Source organism: Anaerococcus jeddahensis, assembly GCF_001182725.1.
GTDB lineage: Bacteria > Bacillota > Clostridia > Tissierellales > Peptoniphilaceae > Anaerococcus > Anaerococcus jeddahensis.
Map to the genome: position 1 here is coordinate 345,126 of NZ_CWHU01000005.1, position 20,885 is coordinate 366,010.

Annotated in this window: 17 protein-coding genes and 1 tRNA gene; 16 read left to right on the forward strand and 2 right to left on the reverse strand. The window is 29.4% G+C overall.

Annotated features, from left to right (window positions below; translation table 11 throughout):
- Positions 1 to 31 precede the first annotated feature (31 nt).
- Positions 32 to 298, reverse strand: coding sequence for a 30S ribosomal protein S20 (gene rpsT, locus BN2087_RS04725; RefSeq protein ID WP_004839050.1), 267 nt, complete (start codon positions 296 to 298; stop codon positions 32 to 34).
- Between the two features lie 140 nt (positions 299 to 438).
- Between rpsT and lepB the strand changes: the two genes are divergently transcribed.
- The 9 genes from lepB (at position 439) to BN2087_RS04770 (ending at position 12,142) form a co-directional block, all read left to right on the forward strand.
- On the forward strand, positions 439 to 987 hold the full coding sequence (lepB, locus tag BN2087_RS04730; RefSeq protein WP_049690709.1) for a signal peptidase I: 549 nt from the start codon (positions 439 to 441) through the stop codon (positions 985 to 987).
- Entirely contained in the window at positions 987 to 2,792 is a 1,806-nt protein-coding gene (gene lepA, locus BN2087_RS04735) for a translation elongation factor 4 (RefSeq protein ID WP_049690710.1), read from the forward strand. The genes lepB and lepA overlap by 1 nt, the downstream gene beginning before the upstream one ends.
- 377 nt (positions 2,793 to 3,169) lie before the next feature.
- Positions 3,170 to 4,294: a radical SAM family heme chaperone HemW gene (gene hemW / locus BN2087_RS04740; RefSeq protein WP_049690711.1), complete on the forward strand. Its 1,125-nt coding sequence runs from the start codon at positions 3,170 to 3,172 to the stop codon at positions 4,292 to 4,294.
- Positions 4,295 to 4,368: 74 nt separating this feature from the next.
- Complete coding sequence (gene hrcA / locus BN2087_RS04745; protein ID WP_049690712.1) at positions 4,369 to 5,367, forward strand: heat-inducible transcriptional repressor HrcA; 999 nt, start codon at positions 4,369 to 4,371, stop codon at positions 5,365 to 5,367.
- A 17-nt stretch (positions 5,368 to 5,384) separates the two neighbouring features.
- Positions 5,385 to 5,936: a nucleotide exchange factor GrpE gene (gene grpE / locus BN2087_RS04750; RefSeq protein ID WP_049690713.1), complete on the forward strand. Its 552-nt coding sequence runs from the start codon at positions 5,385 to 5,387 to the stop codon at positions 5,934 to 5,936.
- Positions 5,937 to 5,948: 12 nt separating this feature from the next.
- Positions 5,949 to 7,769, forward strand: coding sequence for a molecular chaperone DnaK (gene dnaK / locus BN2087_RS04755; RefSeq protein WP_049690714.1), 1,821 nt, complete (start codon positions 5,949 to 5,951; stop codon positions 7,767 to 7,769).
- A 382-nt stretch (positions 7,770 to 8,151) separates the two neighbouring features.
- Positions 8,152 to 9,267 (forward strand): molecular chaperone DnaJ, encoded by a 1,116-nt coding sequence (gene dnaJ, locus BN2087_RS04760; RefSeq protein ID WP_049690715.1) that lies wholly within the window; start codon positions 8,152 to 8,154, stop codon positions 9,265 to 9,267.
- Positions 9,267 to 10,565, forward strand: coding sequence for a tRNA (N(6)-L-threonylcarbamoyladenosine(37)-C(2))-methylthiotransferase MtaB (mtaB, locus tag BN2087_RS04765; protein ID WP_049690716.1), 1,299 nt, complete (start codon positions 9,267 to 9,269; stop codon positions 10,563 to 10,565). The genes dnaJ and mtaB overlap by 1 nt, the downstream gene beginning before the upstream one ends.
- 122 nt (positions 10,566 to 10,687) lie before the next feature.
- Positions 10,688 to 12,142 (forward strand): carbon starvation CstA family protein, encoded by a 1,455-nt coding sequence (locus tag BN2087_RS04770; RefSeq protein WP_049690717.1) that lies wholly within the window; start codon positions 10,688 to 10,690, stop codon positions 12,140 to 12,142.
- Between the two features lie 261 nt (positions 12,143 to 12,403).
- Here BN2087_RS04770 and BN2087_RS04775 read toward each other — a convergent pair.
- A tRNA-Thr gene (locus BN2087_RS04775) sits at positions 12,404 to 12,479 on the reverse strand.
- A gap of 95 nt (positions 12,480 to 12,574) precedes the next feature.
- Between BN2087_RS04775 and BN2087_RS04780 the strand changes: the two genes are divergently transcribed.
- The 7 genes from BN2087_RS04780 to rho all read left to right on the forward strand — a co-directional run bounded on the left by BN2087_RS04780 (position 12,575) and on the right by rho (position 20,848).
- On the forward strand, positions 12,575 to 13,744 hold the full coding sequence (locus tag BN2087_RS04780; RefSeq protein ID WP_049690718.1) for a hypothetical protein: 1,170 nt from the start codon (positions 12,575 to 12,577) through the stop codon (positions 13,742 to 13,744).
- Between the two features lie 156 nt (positions 13,745 to 13,900).
- A complete protein-coding gene (locus BN2087_RS04785; RefSeq protein ID WP_049690719.1) occupies positions 13,901 to 15,988 on the forward strand; it encodes a Tex-like N-terminal domain-containing protein in 2,088 nt (695 codons plus the stop codon).
- 2 nt (positions 15,989 to 15,990) lie between these two features.
- Positions 15,991 to 16,482, forward strand: a complete 492-nt coding sequence (locus tag BN2087_RS04790; protein WP_049690720.1) for a PTS sugar transporter subunit IIA — start codon at positions 15,991 to 15,993, stop codon at positions 16,480 to 16,482.
- Between the two features lie 66 nt (positions 16,483 to 16,548).
- Positions 16,549 to 18,267 (forward strand): proline--tRNA ligase, encoded by a 1,719-nt coding sequence (locus BN2087_RS04795; protein WP_049690721.1) that lies wholly within the window; start codon positions 16,549 to 16,551, stop codon positions 18,265 to 18,267.
- Positions 18,258 to 18,545: a thioredoxin domain-containing protein gene (locus BN2087_RS04800; protein ID WP_049690722.1), complete on the forward strand. Its 288-nt coding sequence runs from the start codon at positions 18,258 to 18,260 to the stop codon at positions 18,543 to 18,545. Before BN2087_RS04795 ends, BN2087_RS04800 begins: the two co-directional genes overlap by 10 nt.
- Before the next feature lie 20 nt (positions 18,546 to 18,565).
- Positions 18,566 to 19,435 (forward strand): class II fructose-1,6-bisphosphate aldolase, encoded by an 870-nt coding sequence (fba, locus tag BN2087_RS04805; RefSeq protein ID WP_049690723.1) that lies wholly within the window; start codon positions 18,566 to 18,568, stop codon positions 19,433 to 19,435.
- A gap of 54 nt (positions 19,436 to 19,489) precedes the next feature.
- Complete coding sequence (rho, locus tag BN2087_RS04810) at positions 19,490 to 20,848, forward strand: transcription termination factor Rho (RefSeq protein ID WP_049690724.1); 1,359 nt, start codon at positions 19,490 to 19,492, stop codon at positions 20,846 to 20,848.
- Positions 20,849 to 20,885 lie beyond the last annotated feature (37 nt).

Sequence of the window (20,885 nt, forward strand, 5' to 3'; positions counted from 1 at the left end):
AAGTCGCAAGTTTGAATGAACCGATTAAAAATTAAGCGTTTAATGAATTTAATTTTTTAGCTAATCTTGAAGTTGTTCTACTAGCTTGATTTTTGTGAATGATGTTTTTAGCTGCTGCTTGTTTTACTTTTTTATCAACAGTTTTGAAAAGTTCATTAGCTTTTTCGCTATCATTATTTGCAATAGCTTCTTCAAATTTTTTAACGTATGTTTTTATTTCTGATTTTGCTGACTTATTTCTAGCAGTTTGTTTTCTTGTTACATCAATTCTTTTTATAGCTGATTTAATGTTTGCCATTTTCTCACCCCCAATTTATATCGACTGATTTATTTTACCATAAAACTATATTTATTACAAATCTTTATAATCATTAAATCTTAAAATATTTGGAACTTTTGTAAGATTCGTTTATAATTATAGAATGAGAGAGGTGTGATATGACAGAAAAAACTAAAGATTTGGAATTTCTTGATTGGATAAAAACTATACTATTTGCATTAATCATTGCATTTTTCATAAAAATTTTTATAATGGATGCTACAAAAGTTGAAGGAAATTCTATGTTAAATACTTTACATAGCGGCGATATGCTATTTGTTGACAAAGTTTCAAAACATTTTAAGGGATATAATAGGGGCGATATTGTAATAATTGAAGCTCCTGACCAAAAAGATACTTTATATATAAAAAGAATTGTAGGCATGTCTGGAGATAATATTGAAGTAAAAAATGGCAGCGTATATGTTAACGGTGAAGTTTATGAGGAAAATTATATAAATAGCGAAGAAACTCTAACGACAAATGAAAATTCTTCATGGGAAGTTAAAGATGGGGAATATTTTGTAATGGGAGATAATAGGCTTCCAAACGCAAGTAATGATTCTAGAAATTTTGGACCGATTTCAGAAGAAAAAATAGTTGGACACGCTTTTTTAAGATTTTTCCCAATTTATGATATAGGTTTTGTAGATAAGGAAAATAGATAATGAAGAAAAAAGAAAATATTAGAAATTTTTCGATTATTGCTCACATTGACCACGGAAAATCTACTCTTGCAGATAGGCTTATAGAAAAAACTCAGTCTGTTGCAAAAAGAGAAATAAATGATCAAATGCTAGATAGCATGGAGCTTGAGCAAGAAAGAGGAATTACCATAAAATTAAAGTCTGTAAAGTTAAAATATAAGGCAAAAGACGGAAAAATTTATGATTTAAATTTAATTGACACTCCAGGCCACGTCGACTTTACTTATGAAGTTTCAAGATCACTTAAAGCTTGCGAAGGAGCAATTTTGGTTGTTGATGCATCCCAAGGTGTAGAAGCTCAAACTTTGGCAAATACTTACCTTGCTCTTGAACAAGATTTGGAAATTTTGCCAGTTTTAAATAAAATTGATCTTCCAAGTGCAAGGGTTGAAGAAACAAAAGAGGAAATAGAAAATCAAATTGGACTTGATACAGAAAATATTCCATTAATTTCAGCCAAAACTGGATTAAATATTGAAGATGTTCTTGAAGATATTATAGAAAATGTCCCAGCTCCGGAAGATCATGACGATAAGCCTCTAAAGGCTTTGATTTTTGATTCATATTATGATTCCTATAGGGGAGTAATTTGCTATGTTAGAATTTTTGAAGGAAGTGTAAAAGCAGGAGACGAAATTTTGATGATGGCAAGCGGAAAATCCTATGAAGTAACTGGCGTTGGTTATACTATGAAAAATAGGATTGAAACCAAAGAATTAAGAAGTGGTGATGTAGGATTTATTGAAGCAAGCATTAAAGATATTAGAAATGCGAGAGTTGGTGATACAATTACCTTAAAAAATAATCCAACACAAAAAGCCTTATCAGGTTACAAGGAAGTTTTGCCTATGGTATATTCAGGAATTTATCCTGCTGAGGGCGAATCATTTAATAAATTAAAAGATTCTTTGGAAAAGCTTCAAGTAAATGATGCATCTTTAATTTTTGAACAAGAAAACTCCCAAGCCTTGGGCGTTGGACTAAGATGTGGATTTTTGGGACTTTTGCATATGGATATTATTACCGAAAGACTTGAAAGAGAATATGATTTGGATATTATTGCTACAGCTCCTTCAGTAATTTATAGGGTAAAAACAAAAGGCCACGAAGAGAAAAAATTAGAAAATCCTAATGATTTTCCACCACCATCAGAAATAGATTATGTAAAAGAACCAATAACAATTTCTGAAATTATGACACCAAAAGAATATATAGGACCTGTAATGGAACTTGCTCAATCAAGAAGGGGAGATTTAATTGACATGTCCTATATGGATGAAAATAGGGTTATAATAAAATATAAAATTCCTTTAAACGAAGTAATTTATAACTTTTTTGATTCTTTAAAATCAAGATCAAAAGGATATGCTTCTTTGGATTATGAAGTTGTAGATTATGAAGAAAGCAATTTAATAAAACTTGATATAAAAATAAATGAAGATAGGGTTGATGCTTTATCTACAATTGTTCACAAAGATTTTGCCTATGCTAGGGGAAGATCAATTGTTGAAAAATTAAAAGATCAAATTCCAAGACAACAATTCGCAATTCCAATTCAAGCTACAATCGATTCAAAAGTTATAGCAAGAGAAACTGTAAAAGCTTTGAGAAAAGATGTAATTGCGAAATGTTATGGTGGAGATATATCAAGAAAGAAAAAACTTCTAGAAAAACAAAAAGAAGGAAAGAAGAGAATGAGACAATTAGGAAGCGTACAAATCCCACAAGATGCCTTCCTTGCTGTATTGAAATATGATGATGAATAAAGCTTTTACCTAGCTTCAAACTTAGAAAAACCTTCAAGCACGAATATCTGACTACAAAAATTTTTGATTTCTAAATCAAAAACTTCTAAAAACCGTAAACTCGCTAACGCGATGACAGATAAATAGCTTAAAATTGTGCCAGTGGTTCAATTTTAATATTTATCCCTCGAAACAAAGCGAAGATTTAAAATATAATTGAAATTAATTTATTTAAGGAATTATCATTGCTTTAAATTTTAGAGTGCGATTTTTAACGAAGTTTTTAATTTGAAATCAAGTAAATTTTTTCCGTATGATATTCTTTGCATGAAGGTTTTCTAAATTAAAAAAGTGAAGTTAGTATAGCTTTTTTATTTTTGAAAATTTAAGGAGAAAATATGGAAAAAATTGGAATCTATATTCATATTCCTTTTTGTAAGAAAAAATGTTTTTATTGTGATTTTACTGCCTTTCCAAATTTAGAATCTTGGATAAAGCCTTATTTTGAAAATTTAAAAAAAGAAATAAAATTATACAAAGAAAATATGGATGTAGAAATTGATTCGATTTATATTGGTGGGGGAACTCCAACATATGTTGATTTTAAATATATTAAAGAGCTTGTAGGTTTGCTTGAAAAATTTGACCTAAGTCAGGTCAAAGAATTTACAATTGAAGCAAACCCAAATTCTTTGACCTTGGATAAATTAAAAGCATATAGAAGTTTAGGTATAAATAGGATTTCTCTTGGCGTTCAATCTTTTGATGATGAGGTTTTAAAAAAAATTGGCAGAGATCACAATAAGGAAATTGTTCTAAAAGATATAGAAAATATTAGAAAGGCAGGTTTTGATAATCTTTCTTTGGATATGATCTTAAATCTGCCAGGAGGAAATTTTAAATCTATAAAAAAGGATTTAGAAATAATAAAAAAAATAAATCCAGAACATTTATCCTATTATTCTCTAATTCTTGAAAAAGGATCACATTTTTATAGCCTTTATAAAAAAGATAAACTTCAGCTTATGGATGATGATTTGGAAAGAGATATTTTTTCTTATATTGAAAATTATTTAGAAGATATTGGCCTAAATAGTTATGAAATATCTAATTTTTCAAAAAAAGGCTTTGAATCCTACCACAATATGAAATATTGGTCAGAAGGGGGATACCTTGCCTTTGGACTTGGAGCATCAGGATTTTTGTCAAATATTAGATATAATAACGTTAAAAATTTTGTAAAATATGAAAAATTAATAAAAGAAGGAAAATTTCCGGTAGAATTTAGGGAATTTATTTCAAATGATGAAAGGGAAAAAGAATATATAATTTTTAAACTAAGGGAAGTTGAGGGAATTAATTTAAAAGAATTTGAAAATATTTTTGGCCATTCTCTCTTAGAAAAATATAGTGAAATTATTGAAAAATTTTATAAAGATGGATTTTTTGAAATTGATCAAAGCTTAAAATTTACCCACAAGGGCTTTGATTTATCAAATGAATTTTATATTGAAATAATATAACTTGCAAAAAGAAAATTACCTAGTATATTATAATTAGCAGTCAGATAATTGGAGTGCTAAATGAGGTGAAAATAATGAACGAGAGAAAGAAGATGATACTCTTTTCCATTATAAACTCATACGTTAATCTTGGAGAGCCTATTGGTTCAAATTCATTGCTTAATGAATATTCTCTAGATATTTCGTCTGCAACAATTAGAAATGAGATGAGCACTCTTGAAAAGATGGGACTTTTGGAAAAAGCCCACACATCTGGAGGAAGATATCCATCCGATAAGGGTTACAGACTTTATGTAAATAATTTACTAGAAAATTCATTAAATGAAAAGGAAGATGAAAATTTAGAAAAAATTCTTGATAAAAGATATGGCAATGTATCAAAAATTGTGGAGACTGCAACACTGCTTCTGTCAAAAATGACAAATCTTACAGCCGTTTCTTATACCATAAGAAACAATATTACTAAGGTAATTAATTTGGAGCTTTTAAAAATTGATCCTAATATGCTTTTGTTTATAGTTGTTTATGATAACGGAAGTTTAATAAGCGATAGAATTTATATAAGTGAAGAAATTGACGATGAGAATTTATTTGAAATGTCAAAAAATTTAAAACAAAACATTGAAGGAGAAAGTTTAAAAAATCTTTCGAAAATTTTTGAAAAAATCAAAAATTCTGGCTTTAAGAAGTATGAGAATTTGTTAGATATTTTGGAGAAAAAAATAAACAATGATTCTTTAAGTGATTTGACCAAAGAAGTTATTATAAAAGGACTAGGCAATATCTTTAATTTCAAAGAATTTGAAGATCCAATTAAGGCTAGAGAGTTTATTAAGATATTCGATAGTAAGGAAAGAATTTGGGAATTGATTGAAAATTCTAACAATGAATTGAAAATTACTATTGGTGATGAAAATGAGATAAATGAATTGAAAGATAATACAATCATAACTTCACATTTTAATTATGACAAAGACATTGTAGGCCAAATTGGAATAATAGGACTTACAAGAATTGATTATAAGGAAGTTATTTCTGACATCAAACTAATATCAGATTTACTTAGCAAATAATAAGGTAGGTGTTTAAGGTGGACAATGAAAAAAAGCATGATGAAAATGTAAAAGAAGCTAAAGATTTAAATGAAGATATAGAAGAAGAATTAGAAGAAATTGATGCTGAAATAGTTGATGAAGACGGTAATGTTGATGAAGAATTGTCAAATGACGATGACAATGAGTACAAAGAAAAATACCAAAGACTATTAGCAGATTTTACTAATTTCAAAAAAAGAGAAGAAAAAGCAAGGTCTGATTTTAAAAAGTTTGCTGCATCAAACTTAATCGAAGAACTTTTACCAGTTTTAGATAATTTTGACAGGGCACTTAAAGATCAAGACCAAGATGATTCTTTTGTTCAAGGAATCATAATGATAAGAGATTCTTTTTGGAAAGTTTTGGAAAAAGAAGGCTTGGAAGAAATAAAATCTGATGGAGTAGAATTTGATCCAAACTTCCACCACGCTTTTCAAACAGAAGAAAACGAAGATTTCAAATCAAATTATATTATAGAAACCTATCAAAAAGGATACAAACTAAATGATAGAGTAATTAGACCAAGCATGGTTAAAGTTGCAAAATAGGAGGAGAATATTATGGCAAAAATTATAGGAATTGACTTAGGAACAACAAACTCAGCTGTTGCCGTTATGGAAGGTGGGGATTCAACAATAATCCCAAATACAGAAGGAAATAGAACAACACCATCAGTTGTAGCTTTTACAAAAGATGGAGAAAGACTTGTTGGAGAAACAGCAAAAAGACAAGCAATAACAAATCCTGATAGAACAATCTCATCAATTAAAAGAGAGATGGGAACTGATTATAAAACTAGTGAAATTGATGGAAATTCATACACACCAGAAGAAGTTTCAGCTATGATTTTACAAAAATTAAAATCAGATGCAGAAGGTTATTTAAATGATACAGTTACTGATGCAGTAATTACTGTTCCTGCTTACTTTACAGATGCTCAAAGACAAGCTACAAAAGATGCTGGAAAAATTGCAGGCTTAAATGTAAAAAGAATTATAAACGAACCAACAGCAGCAGCTCTTGCATACGGAATGGATAAAGAAACTGACCAATCAAAAATCATGGTTTATGACCTTGGTGGTGGTACATTTGACGTATCAATTCTAGAAGTTGGAGATGGAGTATTTGAAGTATTATCTACAAGAGGAAACAATAAACTAGGTGGAGACGACTTTGATAATAGATTAGTTGATTATTTAGCAGCTGAATTTAAAAAAGAAACTGGCGTAGATTTAACAAAAGATCTTACAGCTATGCAAAGACTAAAAGATGCAGCAGAAAAAGCTAAAAAAGAATTATCATCAACAAAAACAACAAATGTAAATCTACCATTTATTACAGCAGTTGATGGACAACCAGTTCACTTAGACTTAACAGTTACAAGAGCAAAATTTGATGAATTAACTCACGATTTAGTTGAAGCAACAAGAAAACCAGTTGAAGATGCCCTAAAAGATGCTTCTTTATCATCAAGCGATATAGAAAAAGTATTACTTGTAGGTGGCTCATCAAGAATTCCTGCAGTTCAAGATTTAGTTAAAAATATAATTGGAAAAGAACCACAAAGAGATATAAACCCAGATGAATGTGTTGCACTTGGTGCTGCAATTCAAGGTGGAGTTTTGACAGGAGAAGTTAAAGATTTGTTACTCCTTGACGTTACACCACTTTCACTAGGAATTGAAACTCTTGGTGGAGTTGCTACAAAATTAATCGAAAGAAATACAACAATTCCAACTAAAAAATCTCAAATCTTTACAACTGCTGCAGATGGACAAACTGATGTAGATATTCACGTTGTACAAGGTGAAAGAGAAATGGCAGCAGACAACACTACACTTGGTAGATTCCAACTTACAGGAATTCCTGCAGCAAGACGTGGAGTTCCACAAATCGAAGTTACATTTGATATAGATGCAAATGGTATTGTAAATGTATCTGCAAAAGACCAAGGAAGTGGAAAAGAACAAAAAATTACTATTACTTCATCAACAAACTTGACTGAAGAAGAAATAGATAAAAAAGTAAAAGAAGCTGAAAAATTTGCTGAAGATGATAAGAAGAAAAAAGAAAGTATTGAAGTTAAAAACAATGCTGAATCATTAGTTTATCAAGCAAGAAAAACTCTTGAAGAAGCAAAAGTTGAAGGTGGCGAAAAAGATAAGATTGAAGAAAAAATCAAAGATCTTGAAGCAAGCATAAAAGCTGACAATACTGAAGATATCAAAGCAAAAACAGAAGCTCTACAACAAGAAATCTACTCAATGAGTGAAGCAATGTATAAAAATGCTCAAGCAAGTCAAGAAGGTCAAAACGCTGGAAAAGCAGACGATGATGTAGTAGATGCTGATTATGAAGTTGTAGATGATGACGAAGAATAAAAATAAATAAAAATTAAAGAATAGGAAGCCGTGCTTCTTATTCTTTATTTTTATTTTAAATTTTAAAATACAATTTGATTTTTTTATCAAAGGGGTATAATAGATGAGCTTAGATAAAAAGATAAAATTATAAATTAAGATACTACAAATAAATTAGAAATAATTTATTTAGACTGTTGACAAACTAAATTTCCACCCATTTCGAGCGAACGTAGTGAGTCGAGAAATCTCATGAGATCTCTCCATGCGTTCGTTTCACTCACTTAGTCGAGATGGGTTTTAGCGTGATTTTATTTTTTAATTATTAATGAATTACTAAACTGAATTTGTCTACATTCTGAATAAATTAGCAATAATTTATTTTTTTTATATTGGAGGATAAATGAAAGACCCATATGAATTGCTCGAAGTTGACAAAAATGTCAGCGAAGATGAATTAAAAAGAAAATATAGGAAACTTGCAAAAAAATACCATCCAGATTTAAATCCAGATGATGATAAGGCTCAAGAAAAATTTAAAGAAATTTCACAAGCCTATGAAATTTTATCTGATCCTCAAAAAAAACGTCAATACGATACCTATGGTGCTGCAGCCTTTGAAAACGGCGGTGGAGCTGGCGGATTTTCTGGTGATTTTAGTGGATTTGGTGATATATTTGGAGATATTTTTGGAGATATTTTCTCTCAAGGAAGAAGCTATAATAGAAAAAGGCCAAGAAAAGGATCTGATATCCAACAAGTTGTTAAATTAACTTTCAAAGAATCAGCTTTTGGAATTTCTAAAGAAATCCAAGTTAGAAGAGAAGTTGAATGTGAAGCTTGCCATGGAAAAGGTGCGAAAGATGAAAGTAAAATCAAAACATGCCCTAAGTGTAATGGGTCTGGAGTTATAAATAATATTAGCCAAACCCCATTTGGAACAGTTTCTCGTCAAACTACTTGTGACAATTGCCATGGATCTGGAGAAATTATTGAAGAAAAATGTCCAGATTGTGATGGTAGTGGAAGAAAAATTAAAAATGAAAAAATAAAAATTGACATACCATCTGGTGTTGAAAATGATTCTGTAATGAGAATAGTTGGTAAGGGAAATGTTGGTGAAAATGGTGGATCTTACGGAGATTTATATATAATCTTAAAAGTTGAAGAGCACGATATTTTCAAAAGAGATGGACTTGATATTTATTATGAAATGCCAATTTCATTTGCAACAGCAACTTTAGGCGGAAATGTAGATGTGCCAACCCTAACAACAACTCAAGAATATCACGTCCCAGCAGGAACTCAAACTGGAACTAAATTTAGGATTAAAAATGAAGGAATAAAATCTGACAGGCTTAAAAGGCAAGGAGACCTTTATTTTTATGTAAAAGTTATTACTCCAACAAAATTATCCAAAGAGCAAAAAGAAAAATTAAAAGAATTTGCTGAAATTTCTGGCGATGAGGTAAAAGAAGATAAGAACTTTTTTGAAAAATTGAAGGATTTGTTTGATTGATGAATAAAACATTTAATATAAAAACCCTAGGCTGTAAGGTTAACCAATATGAATCTGAAGCCATTGAAGAATTATTCAAAAAAAGAGGTTTTGAAAAAAAAGAAAAAAATGCTGATATTTACGTTATAAATACTTGCACAGTTACAAACATGAGTGATAGAAAATCTAGACAAACAATTTCTAAGGCTAGAAAAGAAAATAAAGATGCAATAATAGCAGTTATTGGTTGTTATTCACAAGTGAAAGCTGATGAAGTAAAAAATATTGACGGCGTAGATATAATTTTGGGATCTCGTAACAAGGAAGAAGTAGTTGAGCTTTGCGAAAATTTCATTAAAAATAATGAAAAAATGGAAGATGTAGAAGAATTTTCAATTGGAGAAGAAATTGAAGATTTGGAAATTTCAAATCAGGCTGACATGACCCGTGCTTATATGAAAATTCAAGACGGTTGTAATATGTACTGTTCATATTGTTTGATTCCTTATGCTAGAGGAAATATTGCGTCAAGAGATTTGGTTTCAATAATTGATGAGGCAAAAAGACTTAGGGATAATGGATATAAGGAAATTGTCCTTACTGGAATCCATGTTGCAAGCTATGGAAAAGATTTTGATTTGGATATTTCTCTAATTGATGTGATTGAACACATAGCAAAAATTGATGGAATAGAAAGAATTAGACTTTCATCAATGGAGCCAAGGCATATTGATAGGGAATTTTTACAAAGAATGAAAGATACAAAAAAAGCCTGTGATCATTTTCATTTATCCCTTCAATCAGGTTCGGATGATGTTTTAAAACTTATGAATAGAAAATATAATACAAAAATTTTCAAAGAAAAGGTAGATTTGATTAGGGAATATTTTCCAAATGCTGGTCTTACAACTGATATAATCGTAGGTTTTCCAAATGAAAGCGAAAAAAATCATGAGGAAACCAAAAAATTTGTAAAAGAAATAAAATTTTCAAAAACTCATCTTTTCAAATATTCTAAAAGAGATGGAACCAAGGCCGCTGATATGAAAAATCAAGTTGATGGAAATATCAAAAAAAGAAGGTCTAAGGAATTATCAATTATTGAAACAGAGATTTCTCATGAATTTTTGGATAAGCAAATTGGAAAAACTTTATCAGTTTTATTTGAAACAAAAACAGAGCTTGACGGATATAAGTCAGGATATTCTACAAATTATTTAAGGGTTCACACAAAAGATGATGTTGAAATAAATGAAATTAAAGATATAAAAATTATCCAAAGAATTGATGATTATTTGATTGGTCAAATAATTTCTTAAGTCAGCTATGCTGGCTTTTTTTATTTGTTTTTTTAAAATAAATTCTTAGATATGAAAGATTTTGAATTTTATTTTAGTTTGATTTATAATTTAAGAGAATTAATTTTTAATAAGGAGGATATATGATATTATTTTTTATTGGTCTTGCAATCCTTATTTTTGGAGCTATACTTTATTCAAAAGTTGTTGAAAGTCAATTTCAACCAGATGATAGAGAAACCCCAGCTGTAAGAAAAGCAGACGGTGTTGATTATGTTACTATGAGTAAAAAGAAAAATTGGTTGATAAATTTATTAAATATTGCCGGTACTGGACCAATTTTAGGTCCTATACAAGGGATTTTATTTGGACCGATTGCATTTTTAGCTATTCCTTTGGGATGTGTTTTTGCAGGAGCTGTTCATGATTATGCAACAGGTATGATTTCTATGAGAAATGGTGGAAGTCAGGTTCCAAAGTTAGTTGGTAAATATTTAGGAACAAATGTCAAACGATTTTATAATATTGTTATAGCAATTTTATTGCTTCTAACCGGAACAGTTTTTGTTTATACACCAGGAGATTTGATTGCACATGATATTATGGGGCTTAGTCCTAATTCAAATGTTATTTGGATAATATATGGGATAATTTTTATTTACTACATACTCTCAACAGTCCTACCAATTGATAAATTAATTGGAAGAATCTATCCAATCTTTGGAGCATTCTTGCTTATTTCATCACTTGGAGTATTTACAGGGATTCTAATGAAAGGGCTTTCTCATTTACAATTTGAAGGCTATGGCTTATTTTATGATCATCCAGATGGACAAAAATTTATACCTTCATTTTTTATAACTGTAGCTTGTGGTATTCTTTCAGGATTTCATGGCTCTCAAGTAACCCTTGTCTCAAGAACAGTTGCTAAAGAAAAGGAAGCTATGGGAACTTTTTATTCTACAATGATTACAGAAGGTTTTATAGCTATGGTTTGGGCAGCAGGTGCCTTAGTTTTATTTTCATCAGGAAAATCAGCTCTAGATACAGCTGGTACCTTAATGGTTGGACAAATTTCTAGAAATTTCATGGGCTCAGTTGGTGGATATTTAGCAATAATGGGTGTAATAGCACTTCCAATTACAAGTGGTGATACAGCCTTTAGGTCATTGAGATTAATTGTTTCAGAAGAATTAAATATTGACCAAAGATCAGGTTTTAAAAGAGCAATAGTTGCAGCAGTTTTATTTGTACCTGCAGTAATTATTCTTGTTTTTGCTAAGTCTAATCCTAATGGATTTAATATTTTATGGAGATATTTTGGATTTACAAATCAATTTGTGGCTATATTTGCCCTTGCTGTTGCAACGACATACTTGATTATAAATAATAAGAAATATTTGATGACCTTGATACCAGGAATTTTTTACACATTTATTGTATTTACCTTTATAATAAGTGCAAAAAAGATTGGTTTTGGTCTTGATTTAAAAATTGCCTATGTATTAGGTGCAATAATAGCAGTTTTATATGGTGTATTTATTGTAAAAAATGCAAATAAAAGAAGAAACGAAATAAAAAATATTATATTAGATTAATTCATTAAAAGATCAGCCTTGCTGGTCTTTTTTAATAAATAAAAAAACTAGAACGTAGACAAACTCTCAAGCACGAATATCTGACTTCAAAAATTGTTGATTTCTAAATTTGAAATTCTAAAATCGCAAACGCTCGAACAGTGGGATTTTTGGCGAATTTTCAAAATTGAAATCAAATCAATTTTTTTCGTATGATATTCTTAGCATGAGGGTTTATATACTTTGTCAACAGCTTGAAACCATCTATTGACGGTTTTATTTTGGAGCTGGAAACAGGACTTGAACCCGCAACCTTTTGTTTACGATACAATTGCTCTACCGATTGAGCTATTCCAGCATATGAAATTATTATACGAAAATTTAGTTTTTATTCAATATGTATTGATTTTAAATTTCTTTTTTATTTGGTATAATTATTTCAAAGGTGGTAATATGAATAATTTAAATTATGATAGAATATATGATATTTTAAATAAAATAAACTTTCCTCTTGTAATTGTAATAATCCTAATTGGTCTTGTTGTTTTATTTTTAATATCAAAAATTTTATTAAAGGCTGGTATATTTTTATTAGCTATGACCTTTATTTTTGATATGATTTTAAGGGTTTTGCCTTTTGATATATACACAAATTATCCTAGCATTAAGTTAATAATTTACATACTTTATGCTTTGGGATTTTTTATTTTTGCCTATAAAAATATAAAAAAAATATTGAAGAAAAAAAGAAAAAGAGAGCTTTTTAAAGATAAAATTCCTGTAAAAAAAGAAAAATCAGAAAATAATCCAATTAAAAAATTCTTTTCTTATACAGGATCTCTTCCATTTTTGTTGATGCTTATTTTAAATTTATTTAATCCTGAAGAAGGAACTTACAAAAATATCCTAAGTTTACTTACAAGTTTGTCTTTTTTATTAATGGTTTTTACAACTTTATATAATACTTACAAGAGAATTGACACTTTAAAAGAAAACAAGGGTAGGATGAGATTTGACGATTTAAATATTCCTTTTAGGAAAAACTCTTCCAAAGAAAGTAAGAATTCCGATAGGAAAGTTTTGAAAAAAGAAGATGAAGAAATCGAAGAAGATCTTGATAAAACTCAAACAAGAAAACTTAATTTGGATGATATCAAAGAAGAGCTTAATAAAAATTCATTTAATCCTATTGATCTGGAAGATTTTAAAGATTCAATGGATCAAACTGATTTGATAAATTTAATTAATGATAAAAGCAGTAGACTCATTACTATGATTTCTTTGACCAATTTGTCAGATGGGGTGAAAAAATCTTATAAGTCTAATAAATGTATAGCAGAAATTAGGCAAGATAGTGAATATAAAGTAGATTTGGAATTTGAAAATTATAATGATTATGACTATGGAAGATTTATAGATTTACTTTTGGATTATTCTAAAAATAGGTCAAAATATAAATTCCAACTGGATTTAATCCCGCAAAAAGCAAAAAATTCAAAGGTGGTTTTTTATGATCCATCAAACCTGTATGAACTTGATAGAGATTTTGGGGATAAATTTCAAGGAAGAACTATTTCTATGAATTTCCCAAAATATAAAATAAATTATATAACAGAAAATTAATTAAAGCTTTTGCAAAATTTCTATGGATTTTGCAAGAGCTTTTTTATTTTTTTAAAAAAGAGTATAGTGTATTTATATTTAAAGAAAATATTAAATTTTAAAATATAGGAAATCTCCTATATTTTTGTAATTTAAGATGAAATTAGTGAGGTAATAATGGAAATTTCAAAAATTCTTTCCAATGAATTAAATATTAATCAAAATAGCATTGATGAAGTTATCAAATTGCTTGATGAAGGCTCAACTGTTGCCTTTATTGCAAGATATAGAAAAGAAAAAACCAAGGGTCTTAAGGATACTGAAATAAGAGATATTGAAAGTGGTTTGACTAGGCTTAGAAATTTTGAAAAAAGAAAAGAAGAGATTATTTCTTCTTTAGAAAATCAAGAAAAACTTGACGATGAATTAAAAGAAAAAATTGAACAAGCCAAAACTTTGACAGAGCTTGAAGATATATACGCTCCTTTTAAGAAAAAAAGAAAAACAAGAGCTGACAAGGCAAAAGAGCTTGGTCTAATGGATCTTTTGGATGAAATTTTGATGAAGGCTCAAAATGAAGAAGAAGCACTTTCTCTTGCAAAAAAATACATAAAAGAAGGAATTGATGACGAAGCTGATGCTATAAACAAGTCCTTGGATATTTTGGCAGAAGATGTGGCAAATAATATTGAAGCAAAAAATATAATCAGAAGAGATGGACTTGTTAGGGCAAGAATTTTGGCAGAAAAAAAGGAAGATGAAGATTTAATCTATGAAAATTATTATGATTTTAATGAGAAAATCAAAAATCTCAAGCCTTTTCAAATTTTAGCCTTAAATAGGGCAGAAAAAAATGGTGATTTGACTGTAAAATTAGAATTTACAGATGCTTATAACCTAACTTTAATTAAAAATCTTTACAAATCAAACAATGATTACACAGAAGATTTAATAAAAAAAACCATTGAAGATTCTTACAAAAGACTTTTGCTTCCTGGTATAAGCACAGAAATCAAAAATAATTTAACTGAAAAAGCGGAAGAAGAATCAATTAAGGTATTTTCAAAAAATTTAAAACCATATATTTTGCAAAGACCAATAAAAGATAAAAATATAATCGGTCTTGATCCGGGTTTTAGAACAGGTTGTAAGGTTGCAGTTATCGATAAGCATGGAAAATATTTAGACCAAGCAGTAATTTATCCCGTAAAACCTCATTCAAAAGAAAAAGAAGCAATTGAAACATTAAAAAAATTAATAAAAAAATATGATGTAGATATAATTGCCTTGGGAAATGCAACTGCAAGTAGGGAAACTGAAATTGTTGTAAATAAATTATTAAAAGAAGTTGATGGAGTTTCTTATGCAATTGTAAATGAAGCAGGAGCCTCAGTTTATTCTGCATCAAAGCTTGGAGAAGAAGAATTTCCTGACCTTGATGTAACAATTAGGGGAGCAGTTTCTATGGCAAGAAGGCTCCAAGATCCTATGGCTGAGCTTGTAAAAATTGATCCAAAACACTTGGGAGTTGGTCAATACCAACACGATATAAATCAAAAAAAATTGGATGAAGAGCTTTCAAAAGTTGTTGAAGATAGTGTAAATGAAGTTGGTGTAAATATAAACAATGCATCTTATAAATTATTATCCTATGTTTCAGGTTTGAATTTAAATCTTGCAAAAAGAATTGAAGAAGATTTTAAAAATGGACAAATAATTGAAAGATGCGATTTGAAAAAAGTTAAGGGCCTTGGAGATAAAACTTACAAGATGGCAGCAGGATTTTTGAGATTTCCTGATTCACCAAATTTTTTAGATAATACTGCAGTCCATCCAGAAAGTTATAAAATTGCAAAAAAACTTGTAGATTTTAATTTAGATGAAATAAATTTAGAAAAATGTGCTAAAGATCTCGAAGTTGGGGTATTAACTTTAAAGGATATAATAGAAGAATTAAAAAAACCAGGACGTGATCCTAGAGATGAGCTTCCAGAAGTTATTACAAAAAGTGAAGTCTTATCAATAGATGATCTTAATGAGGGAGATATCTTAGAAGGAACTGTAAGAAATATTACAGAATTCGGTTGCTTTGTAGATATTGGAGTTGGAATTGATGGTCTTGTTCATATTTCAAATATGAGTGATAAATTTATAAAAGATCCTAATGAGATTGTTACAAATTCTGATATAATAAGAGTAAGAGTAATTGAAATTGATAAAAAAAGAGAAAGAATCGGTTTATCAATGAAAAATTTAAAGGAGTAAAAATGTTTGATTTTTTTAAAAAGAAAAACAAGGTAGAAAAGAAAGTTTCAATAGCAAGTCCAGTTAATGGGAAAGTTGTAAAATTAGAAGAAGTTCCAGATCCGGTTTTTGCAGAAAAAATGGTTGGAGATGGTTTTGCAGTTTTGCCTGAAGATGGAGAAGTTTACTCTCCAGTTGATGGAGAAGTTACTCTTCAACCAGACGGCTACCATGCAATTGGAATAAAAACGGATGAAGGAATAGAAGTTTTGGTTCATTTTGGACTTGAAACTGTAGAATTAAAAGGCGAAGGCTTTACTCCACATGTTAAAGTTGGAGATAAGGTAAATAAGGGCGATAAGGTTTTATCAGTAGATATTGAAAAAATAAAAGATAAAGTTCCTTCAATAATTACACCTTGTATAGTTGCAAATCTTGAAAAAAATATTTTATCAGAAATAAACTTTGGCGCAAAATGTGGCGAAGAAGTTCAAACAGTTACAATCGTAGATTAATTGATTAAAAAAACTAACTGTGATAATATTTTTAAGGATAAAAAATTATAAAAAGTTGGAGGATAAATGAGATTATCGAACTATTATATGCCTACATTAAGAGATGATCCTCAAGATGCAGAAACACAAAGTCACAAGCTTTTGGTAAGGGGAGCTTTTATAAGAAAAACTTCATCAGGAGTTTATTCCTACTTGCCACTAGGCATGAGAGTAATAAATAAAATAGAAAATATTGTAAGAAAATCTATGGAAAAATATGATTCTATAGAAGTTTCCACTTCAGTTTTACAAAGTAAAGAAATTTGGGAAAAATCTGGAAGATGGGAAAATTTTGGACCTGAAATGTTTAAAATAAAAGATAGACACGACAGGGAATATTGTCTTGGACCAACAGCTGAAGAACAATTTACAACTTTAATCAAAGATGAAATAAATTCTTACAAACAACTCCCACTAAATTTATATCAAATAGTTTCAAAATTTAGGGATGAAAAAAGACCAAGATTTGGAATTAATAGGTCAAGAGATTTTATAATGAAAGATGCATATTCATTTGATGTAGATATGGAAGGCTTGGAAAAATCCTACAAAAAAATGTGGGATGCCTATGTAGAAGTTTTTGATGCACTAGACCTTGATTATAAGATTGTTGAAGGTGATTCAGGAGCTATGGGTGGAAAAACTAGCCATGAATTTATGGCTCTTGCAGAAACAGGCGAAGGAGAAATTTTTTATACAGAAAATTCAAATTACGCAGCAACTGATGAATCTGCAAAATTTTTCCTTGAAATTGATGAAAGTGAAGAAGAAAAAGATTTAGAATTAGTAGAAACAAAAGACGCAAAAACAATAGAAGAAGTTTCTAATTTTCTAAAAATAGACCAAAATAAATGTGCAAAAGCTGTTGACTTATCAGTCCAAGGAAATCCAGTACTCGTTATTGTTCCTGGAGATAGGGAATTAAATATGGCAAAATTAATTTCTTACTTAAAAGTTCCAGAACACGAAATCGAAATGATGGATGATGAAACAATCAGAAAAATCACAGGAGCAGAACCTGGATTTACAGGACCAAAAGATTTAAAAGAAGATGTTAGAGTAATTGTAGATAAGTCTATTACTAGATATAAAAATCTAGTAATTGGTGCAAACAAAACTGACCATCATTATATAAATGCAAATTATAAAAGAGATTTTGATGGGGAAGTAGCTGAAGATCTTTTAACAGCAAAAGAAGGTGACCTTTCACTTGATGGAAAGGAAAAACTTCAAATTGCTCGTGGAATAGAAGTTGGAAATATATTCCAATTGGGAACAAAATATTCAGAAAGTCTTGAAGCTTATTTCTTGGATGAAAATGGAAAACAAAAACCATTTATAATGGGTTCATATGGAATTGGAATTACAAGATCAATTTCAGCAATAATCGAGCAACACTATGATGATAATGGAATAATTTGGCCTACAAAAGTTGCACCATTTGAAGCTTGGATTACTCTTGTAAATAAAAACAATGAAGAACAAAAAGAAATTGCTGAAAAAATTTATAATAAATTATTAGATCAAGGCATAGAAGTAATGCTTGATGATAGAAAAGAAAGAGCTGGAGTTAAGTTTAACGACAGAGACCTAGTTGGAGTTCCTTTCAGAATTACGGTTGGGAAAGATGCCAAGGATGATTTAGTAGAATTTTCAAAAAGATCTGATATGGAAAATTTAAAAATGTCAACTGATGAAGCTATAGAAAAAATAATAAGTTCAATAAAAGAAGATTTATGCAAATAGTTGATTATAAAATTTCAAAAGAATTTTTGGAAAATATTTTACTAGACAATAAAAAAATAATAGCCCTATTTCATGCAAATTGGTCAAATTTTTCTCAAAATATGAAAAAAGAATTTCTAAAAGAGGAAGAAGACTCATATAAAAACATAAAAAAAATCATTATAGATATTGATAAAAATGGGGAATTGGTAAAAAAATTGGGTATTAATCAAATACCATCTTTAGTTACTATAACTAAGGATAGTCTAAGAAAAAATGATTTTACGATAAATGATTAAGAAATATTTAAGGAGTTAATATGTTAGTTAATGCAAAAGAAATGTTAGACAAAGCTTATGAAAATGGTTATGGAATTGGACAATTCAATATAAATAACCTTGAATGGACAAAAGCAATTCTTGAAACATGTGAAGAAAAAAAATCTGCAGTTATTTTGGGAGTATCAGAAGGTGCTGCAAAATATATGGGTGGATTTAATGTAGTTGCTAAAATGGTTGAAGGACTTGATAAAGATTTAAATATCACAGTTCCAGTTGCTCTTCACTTAGATCACGGAACATATGAAGGAGCAAAAAAAGCATTAGATGCTGGATTTACTTCAATAATGTTTGATGGATCATATTTTCCAATTGAAGAAAATATTGAAAAAACAAAAGAATTAGTAGAGCTTTGCCACTCTAAAAATGTTTCTATAGAAGCTGAAGTAGGCGGAATTGGTGGAGAAGAAGATGGAGTTGTTTCTGCAGGAGAATTAGCAGATCCTGAAGAATGTAAAAAAATTGCTTCACTTGGAGTAGATTTCTTAGCAGCAGGTATTGGAAACATTCACGGAGTATATCCTAAAGATTGGCAAGGACTTAATTTTAAAAGACTTGAAGAAATTAAAGATGCAGTTGGAAATCTTCCATTAGTTTTACACGGTGGTACAGGAATTCCTGAAGATCAAGTTAAAAAAGCTATCGAAAGAGGAGTTTCTAAAATAAACATAAATACAGAATGTCAAATAGTATTTACAGAAGCTACAAGAAAATATTTCGAAGAAGGTAAAGACAAAGTTGGTAAGGGATTTGACCCAAGAAAAGTATTAAAACCAGGTTTTGAAGCTATTAAAGATAAGGTAAGAGAAAAAATAGAATTTTTCGAATGTGAAAATTCAGCAGAAAAATAAAAAATAAAATCGGAGCCTTAGGGCTCCGTATATTTTTATTTGTAAAGGAAAAAAATGGATATAAATAATTTAGAAAAATTGAAATTGGATGAATTAAGAGAAATCGGCAAAGAACTTTCAATTAAATCTCTTTCATCATATAGAAAAAATGATCTAATAGAAATAATCAAGGATACATATGAAAGCCGTGAAGATTTTACAGAAGATAAAAGCTCTAGCAAAAAAGCCTTTGATGAAAATGAAAATAATGAAAATTTTGATCTTGGTGAAAAATTTAATTGCGAAGGACTTTTGGATCTTCATGAAGATGGGTTTGGATTTTTAAGAACCGAACTTTATGAATCAAGTAATGATGATATATATGTTTCTCCTAAACAAGTAAAAATGTTTAGATTAAAAACAGGCGATTTTATTAAAGGAATTGCCAGAGTAAAAAAAGATAAAGATAAATTTTCACCCCTAATTTTCGTCTTAGATGTTAATGGCCTAAAGGCGGCAGATGCTTTTAATAGGTCAAATTTTGAATCACTAACTCCAATTTACCCAAACCAAAGATTAAAACTTGAAACAAGTAATGATAAAATATCCCAAAGACTTATTGATATAATTGCCCCAATCGGAAGAGGACAAAGAGGACTTATTGTATCTCAACCAAAAGCTGGAAAGACAACTTTGATTAAAGATATTGAATATGCTCTTGAAAAAAATTTTGATGATTTAAAAATTTTGGTTTTATTAATTGATGAAAGACCAGAAGAAGTTACAGATTTCAAAAGATTTGTAAATCAGTTTAGGGACAAAGATAATGAGCTTACAAGAACAGAAGTTGCGGCATCAACTTTTGATAAGCCACCACAAAATCATATTTATATGCAAGAGATGGTTCTTGAAAGGGCAAAAAGACTTGTTGAAGATAACAAAGATGTTGTAATTTTACTAGATTCAATCACAAGACTAGCAAGAGCCTATAATATTATGACGCCACAATCAGGAAGGACTCTTTCTGGGGGACTTGATCCTTTAGCCCTTGTTGGACCAAAGAAATTTTTTGGTGCTGCAAGAAATATAGAAAATGGTGGATCACTTACAATTATTGCTACGGCCCTTGTTGATACAGGTTCTAGAATGGATGATATGGTTTATGAAGAATTTAAGGGAACTGGTAATATGGAATTGCATCTTGACAGAAAACTTGCCCAAAAAAGAATTTTTCCTGCAATTGACATAGAAAAATCATCAACTAGGAAAGATAATTTGTTGTTAAATGAAAAAGAGCTTGATGCAGTTTATAAACTTAGAAATTCTGATATGAAAGATAAGGCGGATTTTACAAGTGAATTGATAAATTTAATGAAAAAATGCAAGTCAAACGAAGAATTTTTAGAATTAATCAATAAAACTTACAAAAATTAGCCATAAAATTGTTATATAAGTTATAATGAAGATGTAA

Coding starts and splice junctions, on each gene's coding strand:
- BN2087_RS04785 (WP_049690719.1), top strand. CDS start 13,901: ATGGAAATTTCAAAAATTCTTTCCAATGAATTAAATATTAATCAAAAT.
- mtaB (WP_049690716.1), top strand. CDS start 9,267: ATGAATAAAACATTTAATATAAAAACCCTAGGCTGTAAGGTTAACCAA.
- hemW (WP_049690711.1), top strand. CDS start 3,170: ATGGAAAAAATTGGAATCTATATTCATATTCCTTTTTGTAAGAAAAAA.
- dnaJ (WP_049690715.1), top strand. CDS start 8,152: ATGAAAGACCCATATGAATTGCTCGAAGTTGACAAAAATGTCAGCGAA.
- dnaK (WP_049690714.1), top strand. CDS start 5,949: ATGGCAAAAATTATAGGAATTGACTTAGGAACAACAAACTCAGCTGTT.
- hrcA (WP_049690712.1), top strand. CDS start 4,369: ATGAACGAGAGAAAGAAGATGATACTCTTTTCCATTATAAACTCATAC.
- fba (WP_049690723.1), top strand. CDS start 18,566: ATGTTAGTTAATGCAAAAGAAATGTTAGACAAAGCTTATGAAAATGGT.
- BN2087_RS04780 (WP_049690718.1), top strand. CDS start 12,575: ATGAATAATTTAAATTATGATAGAATATATGATATTTTAAATAAAATA.
- rho (WP_049690724.1), top strand. CDS start 19,490: ATGGATATAAATAATTTAGAAAAATTGAAATTGGATGAATTAAGAGAA.
- BN2087_RS04795 (WP_049690721.1), top strand. CDS start 16,549: ATGAGATTATCGAACTATTATATGCCTACATTAAGAGATGATCCTCAA.
- rpsT (WP_004839050.1), bottom strand. CDS start 298: ATGGCAAACATTAAATCAGCTATAAAAAGAATTGATGTAACAAGAAAA.
- lepB (WP_049690709.1), top strand. CDS start 439: ATGACAGAAAAAACTAAAGATTTGGAATTTCTTGATTGGATAAAAACT.
- BN2087_RS04770 (WP_049690717.1), top strand. CDS start 10,688: ATGATATTATTTTTTATTGGTCTTGCAATCCTTATTTTTGGAGCTATA.
- BN2087_RS04790 (WP_049690720.1), top strand. CDS start 15,991: ATGTTTGATTTTTTTAAAAAGAAAAACAAGGTAGAAAAGAAAGTTTCA.
- BN2087_RS04800 (WP_049690722.1), top strand. CDS start 18,258: ATGCAAATAGTTGATTATAAAATTTCAAAAGAATTTTTGGAAAATATT.
- lepA (WP_049690710.1), top strand. CDS start 987: ATGAAGAAAAAAGAAAATATTAGAAATTTTTCGATTATTGCTCACATT.